Origin of the sequence: Brevundimonas intermedia (assembly GCF_027922165.1) — a bacterium.
GTDB lineage: Bacteria > Pseudomonadota > Alphaproteobacteria > Caulobacterales > Caulobacteraceae > Brevundimonas > Brevundimonas intermedia.
The window spans coordinates 420,810-434,882 of record NZ_BSFD01000011.1; the positions used below are offsets into that span (position 1 = coordinate 420,810).

Genomic DNA, 14,073 nt, shown 5'->3' on the forward strand with positions numbered 1-14,073 from the left:
CGTGCTGAATGCAAATGCGGTGCGAGAGGACCATAGCCCCAACCAAGGCCGGCAAATCAGGCTCGCCGCCCCTAATTTTCCGCTCCGAAGCCAATCCGATCAACACCCTAACGCGCCCAAACGGCCATCGACCTACCACGCTCTCAAACCGTGTTAGCCTCGTCGTTCGGTCTTTGACATCGGGCCCGCGCCGCAGTCCGCCTGCGACGTCCGCTCCCCATCAACGCCACAGTCGTCGCCCCTGGCGCGTTTGGCGCCTTTGGCACGGTTGTCACCCTGTTTTCGCGCCAAACCGACCGGCCTCAGCCGATCCTAACGCCACAGCGGTCGCCTGGCGCATTTGGCGGTTTGGCGGTTTGTCACCCTGTTTTTACGACATACCGACCGGATCTCAGCCGATCATGCAGCGCCAGCCGTCGAACCCGACCTCGACATTGGCCGGAACAATCGCCGACAGTTCCTTGTAATCCATGTCGATATGCAGGTTCGTCAGCACGGCCCGCTCGACGTCCGCCGCCGCAATCCATTCCAGCGTCCGGTCCAGATGGGCATGGGTCGGATGGGGGGTGTAGCGCAGGGCGTCGACGATCCAGACCTGACACCCCGCCACCGCGCGGATCGCCGCCTCGTCCAGATCCGAGACGTCGCTGGAATAGGCCATGTCGCCCAGCCGATAGCCGACCGACCGGATCGGCCCGTGCCCCTGATCAAAGGTCACCACGGGGATCGCGCCCCCCGGCCCCTCCACCGACCAGGCCGTCCCATGCGGCGGGATGACCTGGGCGTCCAGCAGCGGCGGATAGCCGAACTTGCTCTCGAAGATATAGTCGAACCGGTGCGACAGGGACGTCAGGGTCGCCTCATCCATCCAGGCCGAGATCCGCTTGCGCGCCCGCGTCGCGAAGGTCCGCAGGTCGTCGATCCCGTGGGTCTGGTCGGCGTGGTCGTGGGTATAGAGGACGGCGTCCACATGCCGGGTCTCGCTGGCCAGCATCTGTTCGCGCAGGTCCGGCGAGGTGTCGATCAGGATGTTGGTCATCCCCTCCGGCCCGGTCTTGCGCGCCAGCATCGCGCAGCGCGTCCGCCGGTTCCTCGGCTCGGCCGGGTCGCAGACGCCCCAGTCGCCATCGCCCCGCGGCACCCCGCCCGAGGATCCGCTGCCCAGGATGACGACTTCGAAACTCATACGGGCCTCGGTATCCGGTCAAAGAGGCCGAAGAAGGCCTCGGTGGTTCTCTGGTCCGCCTCCTCGGCGCTCCAGCCCCGGATCTCGGCCAGCTTGTCCAGCACATGGCTGATATAGGCTGGCTCGTTGCGCCGCCCCCGATGCGGGATGGGCGCCAGATAGGGGCAGTCGGTCTCGACGATTATACGCTCGGCCGGCATGTCCCGGATCACCGCCCGCACATCCTCGGCCGCCTTGAAGGTGGCGATCCCAGACACCGAGAACCAGGCACCCAGTTCCGCTGCGATTCCCGCCAGTTCCGCCCCGCTGGTATAGCAGTGCATCAGCATCTTGAACGGCCCGGCGGCGTGCTCCTCCTTCAGGATCGTCCCCATGACCTCATCCGCCTCGCGGGTGTGGATCACCAGCGGCAGACCCGTCTCCCGCGCCGCGGCCACATGCTGGCGGAACACCGCCGCCTGGATCTCGCGCGGGCTGAAGTCATAGTGGAAGTCCAGGCCGCACTCGCCGATCCCGACCACCTTGGGCCGCTGCGCCAGCTCGATCAGGGTCCCCGCCGTCAGGTCCGCCGCATCCTTGGCCTCGTGCGGATGGACCCCGACCGTGCACCAGATGTCTGGGTTGGCCATGGCGATCCCATGGGTCGCTTCAAAGGTGGTCAGCTTGTCGGAGATCTCGACCATCAGGCCGACCCCCGCCTCGCGCGCCCGGGCGATCACGTCGTCCCGGTCCTCGTCGAACTGGGGCGCGTGCAGGTTCACATGACTGTCGATCAGCATCAGCCCATCCGCGCCTGCTGGGCCTGGACCCGCCTCAGGTCCGCCAGCGCCCCGGCCAGCACATCGGCCTTGTCCAGGTTCAGCCCCACCGCCCGCTCCGGCAAGGGCTGCAGCCGCTCCCACAGCTCGGCCCAACGGTTCCCCGCGCCGGCCGGACTGCTCAGGGCCCGCATCCGCACCGCCGCGATCAGCCGATCCATCAGGGTCTCGAACCGCTCCTGCCCCTCCGCGCCCCGGAACTTGTCGGCGATGGCCAGGGCCTCGGCCCGGTCCACATCCCCCTCGACCCAGCGCCGCGCCAACTGGTCCATCTCGAAGGTCGCCCCCGACGCCAGGGCCAGGGCCGCGCCCGGCGATCCGCCCGCCATGGCCGCCGCATGCTCGGCCTCCTCCGGCTCGGCTCCCGTCCGGTTCCGCACCAGGGCCTCCAGCCGCTCCGGCGTCCAGATGGGGAAGCTCAGCCGCCGACAGCGCGACCGGATCGTGGCCAGCAGCCGCCCCGGAGCATGGGTCACAAGGAACAGCACCCCCCGCTCGGGCGGCTCCTCCAGAACCTTCAGCAAGGCGTTGGCCGCATTGATGTTCAGGTCGTCCGCAGCATCGATGATCGCCACCCGGTGCTGGGCCTGGGACGGGCTCTTGGAAAAGAACTCGGGCAGGTCGCGCGACTGATCGACCGAGATCGACTTCTTGGTCTTGCCCCCCTCGACCAGCCGTTCCAGCACCAGCAGGTCCGGGTGGGATTGGGCCGAGATCAGCCGGCTGACCGGATCCTCCCGCCGCGCGCCCAGCGGACCACGCGCCGGATCGGCCGCCGCCCCCAGCAGCCGCCGTGCGGCGCGATAGGCGAAGGTCGCCTTGCCCGTCCCCTCGACCCCGCACAACAGCCAGGCGTGGTGCAGACGGCCCCGCTCCCAGGCGTCCAGAAAGGCCGCCTCCGCCGCAGCATCAGGGACTAGGTCGAACCGGTCGCGGGGGTGGTCGTCGCTCACAGCAGCCGGTCCTGGACCGCCTGCCAAACCCGCGCCTCGACCTCGTCAAGCGATCCCACGGCGTCGATCAGCACGCACCGCTGTGGATTGGCCTCGACGATCCTCAGAAAGCCCTCGCGCAGTCGCTTATGGAACTCCAGCCCCTTGGACTCGAACCGGGTCTCGAACAGGCCGCGCCCGAACGCCCGCTCCAGTCCCACCTCGACCGGCAGGTCGAACACCAGAGTCAGATCCGGTTGGTCGGTCCCGACCACGCCCGCATCGATCTGTTCGATAAAGCCCTGGGCCACGCCCCCGCCCGCGCCCTGATAGGCCCGACTGCTATCGGCGAACCGGTCGCACACCACCCAGTCGCCGGCTTCCAGCGCCGGCCGGATGGTCCGCTCCAGATGGTCGGAGCGCGAGGCGTACATCAGCAAGGTCTCGGTCATGGCCGACCAGGGCTCTGCGTCGGTGGCCACGACCAGATTGCGGATCACCTCCGCCCCCTTCGAACCGCCCGGCTCGCGGGTTCGCACCACCTGCCGATCCGCCAGCACGGTTTGCAGCCGCTCGACCAGCCGACCGACCTGGGTCGACTTGCCGGCCCCCTCGCCGCCTTCGAAGCTTATGAATTTTCCACGGGTCACAGGCGCACAATGGCGACCGCGGCGCTGGAGGCAAGCCTTAGCCGCCGGATATCAACAGAGCGTCCGCATATCCGCGCGCCACGACCGCCTGACGGGCCGTCTCGGCCGCATTGGCGTCGATCCAGGGCCCGACCAGAACCCGATAACCGCCGCCGCTGGCGTCCACGGTCGCCCGCGCGCCCAGTCGGCCAGCGATTCGCCGCGCCGCCCCCTGATCCGAAAACGACCCGGCCTGCACCCAATAGGAGCCGCTTCCGCTCACCACCGCCGTCGCTTCGACGGGCGCAGTCTGGGGCGCGGGCTGATACGGCCTAGCGGTAGTGGATTGCGCCGGAGGCGGCGCCGCTTCGGCGCGAAGCACCGCCCCTCCGCCCAGCCTCGGCGCCCGCCCCAGGTAGCGAACCCGCACCCGGCCCACGCCCTGCCGCAGCATATCCAGTTCCTGCGCCGCCCCCCGCGACAGATCGATGATCCGACCATCGACGAACGGCCCGCGATCATTGACCCGCACGACGATCCGTCGCCCATTCTCCAGATTGGTGACTTCCACAAGACCCGGCAGCGGCAAGGTCTTGTGCGCCGCCGTCAGCTGGCTCATGTCGAACCGCTCGCCGGTCGAGGTCGGCCGCCCGTTGAAGGCGTCGCCATACCAGGAGGCCAGACCGACCTCCTCATAGTTCGGCTGTTCCTTGGGCGTGTACCACCGCCCGCGCACCTGATAGGGCCGCATCGTCCCCGACACGATCGGCGCCGGATCCTTGACCACCGGCACAGCCCCGCCGCCCCGCCCGCCGCTAAACGTCGAACAGGCCGCCAGCAGCGAGAACAGCCCCAAAGTCAGACCGCTCCGCACCCATTGTCCAACTCGCATCGGTACGCCTCGTCACAATCGTCCAAAAAAGAGGATGACCGAAGACATTTCCGCTTTGGTTAACGCCCCCTTCCCCTGCTATGGCGTCCGCCCGACCGGCGAGACCGGCAAGGAAGTGTGGCCGAGTGGTTTAAGGCACTGGTCTTGAAAACCAGCGACGGTGAAAGCCGTCCGTGGGTTCGAATCCCACCGCTTCCGCCAGTTCTACTGTTTTCATTGAAGAAATACGCCATTCTTCGCTACACCCACCTACACACCCCCCTTTGACGTGAGTGATTGAAAGGCCGTTTCACGACCTTTCAAACGTGTTCATTTTGCCGAATCAGGCGTCGCCCGCAGTTGTTTTCACGCCCGAGCCGAGGCCGTCGTGGTTCGTATCGGAACGACGTCAGGCGGTTGGGTCAGTCGAAACATCTTCAGCCGATTGCATTTCTGGCGATTTCACCGCCCGCCCCGGTTTCCCAATCGTGCCGTACTGGAGCGCTCTACGTTGATCCTCAGGGCGATGGAGCGTCCCTGCTTAGGGCTTCAGAACCGGCGCGACAGCGACAGCGACAGGTTTCGGGGTCGCTGCGGGGTGATCACCGTCTCCTTGCCGACCAAGAAAGGGTTGCCGTAGCCGAAGGTGTCGCCTGCCCCTCCGAACAGATTATCGAGGCGCAAAGTCGCGGACCACGCGCCCATATCCAGGTTGGCGGCCATTTCCGACGTCAGATAATCGCCCATCTCCGTCGTCGTCTCGGGCGTGAGTTGCTGGGTCGAGCGTCCCACATAACCGACCGATCCACTCACCCAGCCGCTGCGTCCCCAAACGTTTCCCATATGGCGAAGGCTGGCGGCGACGAGGAATTTGGGGACGCCCGGCAGATCGCTGTCCGTGACCAAGGGATAGCTGTCATCAGCGGCGGTCAAGTGCGGGTTGTTGGCCATCAGGTTGACGTCCATCCGCCAGGGACCGTCCCGCCAAGCGCCTTCGAATTCGAATCCGGTATTGCCGCCCGAGCCGATGTTTGCGGTGAAGGGCAAACCGTCTGCCGAGACCCGATCGGATTGAATGGATCGCCAGTCGATGACGAAACTCGCCGCCCGAAGCAGAAGGCGGTCGTCATAGCCCCTCCAGCGCACGCCCGCCTCGTAACTTTGAAGACGATCAGGCCGAAACGTCCGATAGGGCTGGGCCCCGCCCCCCGGCTCTCCATAGGCCTGGCCGAGCAGAACCCCGCCGTTGAAGCCGCCGACACGGTAACCCTCGCTCGCCTGCGCATAGAGAAACACCCCGTCGCGAAGCGCGTACTCCAAGACCGCTTTGGAGGATATCCCGTCATCGCGGCCTTCGCCCTGGAAGGCGTCGGTCGTAACGCCCCGCTGCTGGGCGAGCGTCTCGGACTCGGTCACCACATAGAAGTAACGTCCCCCCAGGATGAGCTTCAGCCTCGAGTTCGGCGCCCACGCCAGTTCTCCGAACAGCGCGCCCTCATCGGTCTCGTCACGTTTTCGGGTCGTGTAGAGGCGGGTTCCGGAGACGTATTCCAGAACATCCCCCGTGCGGGCGTGGGTGTAGTGCGAGCCGTAGACGCCCGCGAATCCACTAAAGGCGCCGATGGGATTGAATGCGGCGGACGCCTCCACGGCGAAGGCGCGGATGCTGTCCGCCTCGTCGTAGGCCAGTGAACCACTCCCGGCGCCGAACCGCGCCGAGGCGGAGGTTGCGTCGTAGCGTCGATCCAGATCATGCGCCTGGTAGGCGCTGCTCAACTTCAGCCTCCCCCAGTCGAACGTGCCGGTCGTGGTCAGCGACACGCCGTTGAAATCATTGTTGCTGGGCTCCCGGACCGCGAGCGAGCGCTCATAGGCGGGCTGGGATTCAAACCCATACTGGCTGTCGTCGATGTTGAGGTTCTGGAACACCGTGCCCAGGCGGGCCTGCCAATCCCCGTTGATCCGCCAAAGAAGGGCGACCCGGGCGCCGCTGCGTAGGGTCCTGCCGGTATTGGTCAGGCCCAGGCCGGGGTCATCGACGACACCCTCCAGCACCTCTTCATAGACAACCGCGCGGAGCGCCAGCCGTTCGCGAACCAATGGCGCATTCACAACGAGGTCGATCGACTGCCCCGGGGCGGTGTCATCCGCGAAGGTGAGTCCGGCGGTGACATCCGTCTCATACACGTCCAGCTTCGGCGCGCGGCTGATCAGCTTCAGCACCCCTCCCATCGCGCCGGCTCCGTAAAGCGTGCCCTGCGGACCCCGCAAAAGCTCGACCCGCTCAAGATCCACCAATCGCAGGTCCGGATCCGGTGCGTCATAGGTCAGGCGGGTGTCGTCCAGATAGAGACCGACCATGGCCTGCGTCTGGCCCGTCAGCGGACTGTCCGCCAGTCCCCTAACGAACAGCTTATTGCGGCCGGGCCCCAGGTTGGTGACCGTCAGCCCCGCCAATCGCGTCGCCAGCGCGGCCGTATCGCGACGCGACGCGGCGTCAAACGCTTGACCATCGACAGCGGACAGAGCGTAGGGCGCGCTGCTCAGATCCATGTCGCGCTTGGTCGCCGTCACGACGACTTCATCAAGGAGCACGGAGGCGCCCGGCGACGGCAGCCGGGGCGGCGGGACCGCGGGGCGCGACGGACGTCTCGGTCGTGCCGGCGACGCGACGATCATATAGGTCTGCGCGTCGATGCGCCGGAAACCACACCGGCTTCCGTCCAACATGATTCGCAGCGCCGCATCGACCGTGTGGACGCCCCGAACTTCACGAGAGCGCCCGCAATTCGCTGCGGCGTCCGCGCCGATTGACACGCGAGCCTGGACGCCAAGCTGCACGACGGCGGCGGCCATGGGCTGGGCCGGTATGTCCAGCCGGTTCGGACCTTGAGCCAGGCTCGAGCCGACGCTGGAAATCCAGGCGGCGCCGGTCCACAGGATCGCGTTGCGGAGCTTCGCTCTCATGGGCCGATGGTCACCGCGGTCTAAGTTCGATGACCCCGTCCCTGATCGAGGATGTGACAGGCAGGAAGGTCTCCAAGCGCCGCAGAGTCGACGCTTGATCGTCAAGAACCAACACGCCGGTAAAACGCACGGCTTCGGCGCCCCCGACCGCACGGACGGGCGTCGGATAGGCGCGGGACAGATCCGCCGCCACCTCGGACAGCGGCGTCCGGTCATAGACCAGGCGACGCGACTGCCAGGCGGCCGTCGTCACCGGACCTTCGGTGACAGCCAGCACGCCGTCCGTGTCTGCGCGCGCCAGCGTCTGGCCGGCCGTCAGTCGGACCTTGTGGCCAGGATCGACGAGGTCGGAGACGCGCACGACGCCGCGCGCGACGCTCACCCGTGTCGTCTCCGCGTCGCGACGCACGTCGAAAGCCGTGCCGAGGACCTCGACCCGGCTTTGGCCTACGGTGACGAGAAACGGCCTGCTCACGTCATGGGCGACGTCGAAGGCCGCCTCGGCCGACCCCATGTCCACCAAACGCGCCTTAGCCGTCAGGCGCACCGACAATCGAGAGGCGCCGTTCATGTTGATCGTGGAGCCGTCGGCGAGGCTTATGGTCTTCTGCTCACCCGGCGCGGTCACATAGACGACCGTCCGCCCCGCCAGGGTCGGGCCCACCAACAGGGCCATAACCAAGGCTGCGGCGACGGCCATAGCGGCCGCAACCCAAGGCCAGCGACGACGGGCGGCGCCGTTCCCGACGCGGACGAGCCAAGACTGCGTCAGAACCTTGGGCGCGGCGCGGACAAGGGCGGCGTCAAGAGCGGATCGGTCCTGATCGAGCGCCGCCCACAAGGCCTCGGCCTCCGTGAGGGCCTCGGGGTGTTCCGGCGAAAGCGCAAGCCAGGCTTCCAGGGCGAGATAATCCGCCTCGGAGACCTCGTCTCCGCCCAGCCGAACGATCCAGGCCGAAGCCTGGTCGATCACGGTCTGGGAATAGGTCTGGCGACGGGTCATGCGGTTTCAGTCTGACGGACGAGACGTCGCCCGGAACAAGAGACGCCGCGACGGGCGAAGTCCCACAACGAAAAATGGCGAAATCTCGACATCATGGCCAGCCGACCTGTTGAAGAAGACGCGCGAGCACGGCGCTGACGTATTTTTCAACCGAACTGCGCGACACGCCCATTCGCGCCGCGATCTCGGCATGCGTAAGACCTTCGATCTTGTGGAGCCGGAACGCGAGCCGCACATTGGGGTTCATCCCTTCCAGCGCCTGGGCGACTTGATCCAGTTTCAGCCGCGCCCAGGCCGCGTCCTCCGGCGAGGGCTGGTCTGCGACCGACATCCCGCCGATCGCGACGCCGCCGGCGTCCGACCAGGCCTGATCTCGCACGGCGGAACGCCGGCCTTTTCGAACCCCGTCGAGCATCAGATTTCCGCCGATGCGGTAAAGGAAGGCGGCAGGGTTCTCGACCTCGGCCGCCGAGGTTTCGGTCATCGCCTCCAGCCGCACATAGATGTCCTGCACAATGTCCTCGGCCCTGTCCTCAGACCCTGTTCGCAGGGCGAAGAACCGGACAAGCGCGGGGCGGCGGTCAATATAGACGGAGACAAGTTCGGCTTTCGCGCTCAACGCCACGGGGCATGGACCTGATGATGTCGGACGCGCGACGGCTTCCAGCCTGTTTCGGATGCGTCGGCGGCGCGCGCAATGGGTTGGTCATTTTTTCCAATCTTTTTTTTGGGATCACGTTGAGAGGGGCGGGAACCGGCAACGTCATTGATGGAGCGCCAAGTTGCCGGCGCAGTCAGAACAAGTCCCAACGTGATGTATCCAAGCGACCTGCGGCCCTCCCCCCACTCCGAGACCCTGGCTGCACGATCAGCCCACGGCGAACCCGGACCGAGGGGGCAAGACCCCCGTTCGACAGCCCTGTCGATCGTTCGGTCCGAACCCGAAGCCGCGACGGCGCCGCCGGACCCCCGTGACCTCAGACGTGTCCAACGGGTTCGCAAGGCCGTGCTCGCCGTCGCAATCCTGGCTTTCCTCCTTGTGGCGGCCGTGACCCGCCCGCTCCTGAACGAAGGAGCCTTGACCGGTCTTTTGCCGGGCATCGGCGTTCTGGCGCTCTTCACCGCCATCATCGGCCGGGCGTGGTGTTCTCTCTATATAGGGGGCCGCAAGACCCGTGAGATCGTCGCCACGGGCCCCTATTCCATCAGCCGTAATCCACTTTACGTCTTCAGCTTTTTGGCCGCCTTCGGCGTCGGCGCCCAGACCGGAAGCTTGGTCCTGGCCGCTGCGGCCGTAGGCCTCGCGGTGGTCATCCTCGGCGCAACGATACGACGGGAAGAGGCTTGGCTGTCTTCCGCCTTCGGTGAAGCCTATGGCGCTTACAGCGCTCGAACGCCCCGGTTTTGGCCGCGCTGGTCGGCTTGGCGGGATGACACCTTACTCGAAATCCGTCCCGCGCGCTTCGTGACGACGCTCCTCGACGGCGCCTTTATGCTCATGGCTGTTCCGGTGATGGCGGGGTTGGCCCGCGCGAGAGCCACGGGGATCGTGCCGACCTGGCTCGTCCTGCCTTGACTGAACATCCACATTCTAACCGCCTGCCCCGCAGTCGAGCAGATCTCGCCCAATCCTAGCGGAGCCCGGATCGCTCACGTCAGATCTGCCAGCGCCGCTGCCCTCTCTTTACCGATCCCGGACACAGCCGACGCCACGTGACCGTCCGTCTCCACGTCTTTCGCTCCTCCGATCCCTCGGAGCGGAACCGCCCCTCCAACAGCCTAAAACCAACAGCCAGGAGCTTATCGTGACCAAGACCCTCTTATCCCTCGCCCCGGTCCTCGCCGCCTCGGCGCTCGCCGCCTGCCAGACCACGCCGGCGGCGAACTCAGGCTATCTCTCCCAGTATGAGGACATGAATGCGCCGGGCCGCAACCTCAGCGCCAACGTGCGACAACGGCGTGATGACGCCGCGTCGGACGCCGTCACCAGCGTCTATATTGAGCCTGTTGTTCTGGGCCAGGGCGTCGGCGACCGTCTGAGCGCGACCGAACGGGCCATGGTCCTGCGCGAGGTGGACCGCCAAATCTGCTACGAGGTCAGCGAGCGCTTTACCGTCACGCCTGAGCCGACGCCCGACGCCGCCATCATTCGGACGGCCGTCGTACGGCTCCACCCGACCGGTCGGACCGGTTCGGCGGTCAGCGCCGCCGTCGGCTATTTCGTGCCGGTCATCAATCTGCGCGCGCCGACGACCACGGGGGGGATCGCTGTCGAATCGGAAATGCTGGAGGCGGGCACCCGTCGCCAGATCGCGGCCATGTCCTGGGCGCGAAACGCCCAGTGGGTCGGTCGCGATTCGCCCTCCCTGTCGCGCGTCGGCGACGCACTGCAGATGGCCGAGCCTTTGGGCGATGCGGTCGGCGACGCCTTTTCCAGCAAGGCGCGCAAAGTGGTCGACATCCCGAACCCGGATCCCTGCCGGGCCTTCGGTCCACGCAGAGACCTCGCCCGCGGCGCGGCCGGCGCCGTCGTAGGTTTGGCCACAGGCCTTTATTCTCCTGAAGTCGCCGGAACGGGAGCCCGCAAAAACGCCGCTGACTGATCCTAACCGGCGCGCCCCGGACCAACCGATCTTGGGCGCGCTCCCGTCTTGTTCGCTTCGCCGCTCATCCGAAAGGACAATCCATGGCTCGCGCCGATCTAACCTCCGGCGACCAGCGGGGCGCAGCTCAAGAGTTGAACATCCTGCGGCGCCCCCGAAACGCCCTGGTCGTCGACTCCACTCGAAACGCTACACGACAGGCCGTTCGCAGTCTGGCCGCAAACGGGACCGTCGTTCATTTCATCTCCGACAAAGGCGCGCTCAACCGTCTGGTCGAGGAAATATGGGACGGTGGAGGGCGGATCCTGGCGGTCGATGACGACGATCTCGATCATCGCCCTCTCGAGCGACTCGTTCAGGATACGGAACAGCGACTAGGCCCCATCGATCTCATCGTCGGCGCGCCCTGACGTTTGGACGCGAGTTGTTTCCAGGCGACATCAGCGAGGCCGCCTGCCCTGTGGTTATAGGCTTCGAGGCAACGCCTCGGTTCACTGACGCAGGCGCGGTGCTCATACCGCGCGCGATCGGCTGCCAAAGGGCTTCCGTCGACCGAGGCGGCTGGCGTCGCCGAGGCCTGGAGCCCTTCGACGCCAGCCGATCTGGCCATCGCGCACAGGACCTGCGTCATGCTGCAGCCGACCCCGTCGGCGGCCCGAACCGGGCGACGGCGCTTTTCATTTTCGCGTCGATATCGCGGCACGCGATCTGGGCCACATAGCCGTCGGGGCGGATCAGAAACAGGGTGTCGCCGGTGACGCCGTAGGCTTTGAAGAACGTCCGTCCGGGATCGGCGAGGTGCATGTCGAAGCCCGCGCCGACCCGCGTGTCGATCGCGATCCGTTTCAGCCCGGCGCCCCTGGACGGCCAGTCCAGACGCACGAGCGCCGAGACCGCAGACGGCCCCCAGGCGATGGCGGTGAACTGCGGCCCGACGAACTGATCAAACAATCGGATCTTGCCGTCGGGGCCGACCAGTTCTGCGTCGGGCGCGCGGTCGCCGACCTGTAGGGTCCGCGTCTGATCTGCGCCCGGAGCCGGGGGCTGGGCCTCACGATAGGTGACGGCCAACTGGCTTTCGTCCTTGCCGCGTTTGATCGAGGCGGGATCGGATTTGGCGATGCCGTCGAATTTTCGGGTCGCCAGCGCAAGAACCGCCGCCGCGATCGGACGCCGCTCCGCCTCGTAGCTGTCGATAAGCTGAGGATCAGCCCCAGCCAGAACCTGACCGAGCTTCCAGCCGAGATTGTAGGCGTCCTGAACGCCGGTATTGAGCCCTTGAGCGCCTGCGGGCGGGTGGACGTGGGCGGCGTCGCCCGCCAGAAACACGCGTCCTTTCCCGTAACGCTCCGCGAGGCGGATATTGGGCCGGAAGACCGACTTCCACTGAATATCGTGCAGTTTGACGCGACGGTCTTTGATCCGTTTCTGAATGCGCCGGTTGACCGCCTCCAGCTCGAGTTCCGGCGTCTCGCCCTCCGGCAGACGGATCATCCACTGAAAGAGCTCGCTGTTCGGCAAGGGGCAGGCGCCGATGAATTTTCCGCCGCCGCCCGGCCAGACATGCCAGCGATTATGCGACAGACCTGTCGTCGTCGCGTCAACGATGATCATCCGGTCTTCCTCGTGCGTGGACCCGGCAAACGCGATCCCAAGACCGATCCGCACGCTGCTGCCTCCGCCGTCGGCGCCGACCAGATAGCGTGCGCGCACCGTTTCCAGAACGCCCTCCCGCGACAAGGTCGCGGTCACACCGGTCTCGTCCTGCTCAAGTCGCTCAAGCGCCGTCAAATACTCCACCCGACCCCCGAGGCTTTCGAGCCGATCATGGAGGGCCTTGTCCGTCCGAAACTGCGGGATCAGCAGGATATTGGGAAACGGCACGTCAGCAGTGGGCGCCGAGTGCGCCATCATGCGCCACGGGATCGTTAACGGCCCGAGATGCAGACCAAGCAGGGGATAGGGCCCGCCGCCGTTCTGGACGTCCTCGAGCGCGCCGAGATCCTGCAACACCTCTTGAGTGCGCGCCTGAACCCCCTTGGCGCGGGATCCTTCAAAGCTCCCGGCGGCCTTGTCGACGATACGAACCGTCAGTCCGCGGCGCTTCAGATCAATCGCGAGAGTGGAGCCCGTAGGACCGCCGCCGATGATGAGCACGTCGATGATAGAGCTCACAGCCATGGCATTGCCTCTCAAAAAATGCTTCCTCCCCATTTACGGCAACAGCGTATCCGAAATCAAGCCTATCGACACGAGCGGGCGGTTCGGCTGAGAAAAGCGAATGAAAGTCAGAGCATCCAACCCGAGCCACCATGGGGAACCATCGACCCAGGAAGCCTCCGGGCGGGACAGACGGCGTTCGCCAGGCCGTCCCCGCCTGCCCCTTACGCGTATCGTCGCCACGGCCATGGAGATCGTGAACCGCGACGGACCGGACGCCCTGTCGATGCGCGCCCTGGCCGATGCGCTCGAATCCGGCACAGCCACCCTTTATCGTCACGTATCGGGCCGCCCTGCTCTGGAGGCCCTGTTGGTGGACGCGGTCTTTGCTCAGCTCGATCTGGCGGACGACGGCGACGAGTGGCGCAGCCGGACGGCGGGGCTGGCGCGGGGCATGTACGAGGCCCTGAGGCGACATCCGGGCGTGGCCCCGCTCATGCTGCGGAGCACGCCGAACGGTCCTAACGCCATGAAACACCGAGAACGCTGCATCGCCCTGTTGCAGGCCGAGGGCTTCGCCGCCGGGGAGGCTGCGGTCATCTACGCCACCCTGGCGCACTATGTTTTAGGGTCGACGCTGCAGCTGATCCGACACGACGATCGGTCCGCCCAGGCCTTCGAGGCTGTCGACCCCGCGGCCTACCCCGCCACAAGGGCCGCAGCCGCGACCGGCCGCCTGCCCGTCGCCCCCGAAGATGAGTTCAGCTATGGCCTCGAGCTGATGCTGGACGGCTTGGAGGGACGCAGACCAACGGCCCCAAGCGCCGTTACGGCTCCATAGAGGTCGCTTGGCGCTATGATGCGATGATCGGCGGCGCTTAGGTCCAGCCAGTCCATCAAACGT

Annotated in this window: 13 protein-coding genes and 1 tRNA gene; 5 read left to right on the forward strand and 9 right to left on the reverse strand. The window is 66.3% G+C overall.

The genetic code is table 11. The annotated features are described in order from the left end of the window. Positions 1-391 precede the first annotated feature (391 nt). From PKE72_RS15515 to PKE72_RS15535, 5 genes are read right to left on the reverse strand one after another with little or no spacing between them, the layout of a single operon-like run. Positions 392-1,186: an MBL fold metallo-hydrolase gene (locus PKE72_RS15515; protein ID WP_271166273.1), complete on the reverse strand. Its 795-nt coding sequence runs from the start codon at positions 1,184-1,186 to the stop codon at positions 392-394. Then, positions 1,183-1,965 carry a TatD family hydrolase gene (locus PKE72_RS15520; RefSeq protein WP_271166274.1) on the reverse strand — a complete coding sequence of 261 codons (783 nt, stop codon included), beginning with the start codon at positions 1,963-1,965 and terminating at the stop codon, positions 1,183-1,185. The genes PKE72_RS15515 and PKE72_RS15520 overlap by 4 nt, the downstream gene beginning before the upstream one ends. Next, positions 1,965-2,957, reverse strand: a complete 993-nt coding sequence (locus tag PKE72_RS15525; protein ID WP_271166275.1) for a DNA polymerase III subunit delta' — start codon at positions 2,955-2,957, stop codon at positions 1,965-1,967. The genes PKE72_RS15520 and PKE72_RS15525 overlap by 1 nt, the downstream gene beginning before the upstream one ends. Next, positions 2,954-3,586, reverse strand: coding sequence for a dTMP kinase (gene tmk, locus PKE72_RS15530; RefSeq protein ID WP_271166276.1), 633 nt, complete (start codon positions 3,584-3,586; stop codon positions 2,954-2,956). The genes PKE72_RS15525 and tmk overlap by 4 nt, the downstream gene beginning before the upstream one ends. A 37-nt stretch (positions 3,587-3,623) precedes the next feature. Continuing rightward, positions 3,624-4,439, reverse strand: coding sequence for a septal ring lytic transglycosylase RlpA family protein (locus PKE72_RS15535; protein ID WP_309298347.1), 816 nt, complete (start codon positions 4,437-4,439; stop codon positions 3,624-3,626). 129 nt (positions 4,440-4,568) lie between these two features. On the opposite strand from PKE72_RS15535, the gene PKE72_RS15540 reads away from it, so the two are divergent. After that, positions 4,569-4,658: transfer RNA gene (locus tag PKE72_RS15540), tRNA-Ser, on the forward strand. A gap of 327 nt (positions 4,659-4,985) precedes the next feature. On the opposite strand, the gene PKE72_RS15545 is transcribed toward PKE72_RS15540, so the two are convergent. From PKE72_RS15545 to PKE72_RS15555, 3 genes are all read right to left on the reverse strand, one after another. Then, entirely contained in the window at positions 4,986-7,403 is a 2,418-nt protein-coding gene (locus PKE72_RS15545; protein WP_271166278.1) for a TonB-dependent receptor, read from the reverse strand. Positions 7,404-7,413: 10 nt separating this feature from the next. Further along, positions 7,414-8,406, reverse strand: a complete 993-nt coding sequence (locus tag PKE72_RS15550; protein ID WP_271166279.1) for a FecR family protein — start codon at positions 8,404-8,406, stop codon at positions 7,414-7,416. A gap of 91 nt (positions 8,407-8,497) precedes the next feature. Next, complete coding sequence (locus tag PKE72_RS15555; RefSeq protein WP_271166280.1) at positions 8,498-9,031, reverse strand: RNA polymerase sigma factor; 534 nt, start codon at positions 9,029-9,031, stop codon at positions 8,498-8,500. 453 nt (positions 9,032-9,484) lie between these two features. Here PKE72_RS15555 and PKE72_RS15560 point away from each other — a divergent pair, with 453 nt between their 5' ends. From PKE72_RS15560 to PKE72_RS15570, 3 genes are all read left to right on the forward strand, one after another. Beyond that, positions 9,485-9,982, forward strand: a complete 498-nt coding sequence (locus PKE72_RS15560; RefSeq protein ID WP_271166281.1) for a methyltransferase family protein — start codon at positions 9,485-9,487, stop codon at positions 9,980-9,982. Between the two features lie 229 nt (positions 9,983-10,211). After that, positions 10,212-11,009 carry a DUF3313 family protein gene (locus PKE72_RS15565; RefSeq protein WP_271166282.1) on the forward strand — a complete coding sequence of 266 codons (798 nt, stop codon included), beginning with the start codon at positions 10,212-10,214 and terminating at the stop codon, positions 11,007-11,009. Between the two features lie 83 nt (positions 11,010-11,092). Beyond that, positions 11,093-11,419, forward strand: a complete 327-nt coding sequence (locus PKE72_RS15570; protein WP_271166283.1) for an SDR family oxidoreductase — start codon at positions 11,093-11,095, stop codon at positions 11,417-11,419. Positions 11,420-11,636: 217 nt separating this feature from the next. On the opposite strand, the gene PKE72_RS15575 is transcribed toward PKE72_RS15570, so the two are convergent. Beyond that, positions 11,637-13,190, reverse strand: coding sequence for an FAD-dependent monooxygenase (locus PKE72_RS15575; protein WP_271166284.1), 1,554 nt, complete (start codon positions 13,188-13,190; stop codon positions 11,637-11,639). A gap of 100 nt (positions 13,191-13,290) precedes the next feature. Between PKE72_RS15575 and PKE72_RS15580 the strand changes: the two genes are divergently transcribed. After that, positions 13,291-14,010 carry a TetR/AcrR family transcriptional regulator C-terminal domain-containing protein gene (locus PKE72_RS15580; RefSeq protein ID WP_271166285.1) on the forward strand — a complete coding sequence of 240 codons (720 nt, stop codon included), beginning with the start codon at positions 13,291-13,293 and terminating at the stop codon, positions 14,008-14,010. Positions 14,011-14,073 lie beyond the last annotated feature (63 nt).

Bases quoted from the DNA above. Each gene is read 5' to 3' on its own strand.
- PKE72_RS15515 (WP_271166273.1), bottom strand. From the start codon at position 1,186: ATGAGTTTCGAAGTCGTCATCCTGGGCAGCGGATCCTCGGGCGGGGTG.
- PKE72_RS15550 (WP_271166279.1), bottom strand. From the start codon at position 8,406: ATGACCCGTCGCCAGACCTATTCCCAGACCGTGATCGACCAGGCTTCG.
- PKE72_RS15545 (WP_271166278.1), bottom strand. From the start codon at position 7,403: ATGAGAGCGAAGCTCCGCAACGCGATCCTGTGGACCGGCGCCGCCTGG.
- PKE72_RS15575 (WP_271166284.1), bottom strand. From the start codon at position 13,190: ATGGCTGTGAGCTCTATCATCGACGTGCTCATCATCGGCGGCGGTCCT.
- PKE72_RS15580 (WP_271166285.1), top strand. From the start codon at position 13,291: ATGAAAGTCAGAGCATCCAACCCGAGCCACCATGGGGAACCATCGACC.
- PKE72_RS15570 (WP_271166283.1), top strand. From the start codon at position 11,093: ATGGCTCGCGCCGATCTAACCTCCGGCGACCAGCGGGGCGCAGCTCAA.
- PKE72_RS15520 (WP_271166274.1), bottom strand. From the start codon at position 1,965: ATGCTGATCGACAGTCATGTGAACCTGCACGCGCCCCAGTTCGACGAG.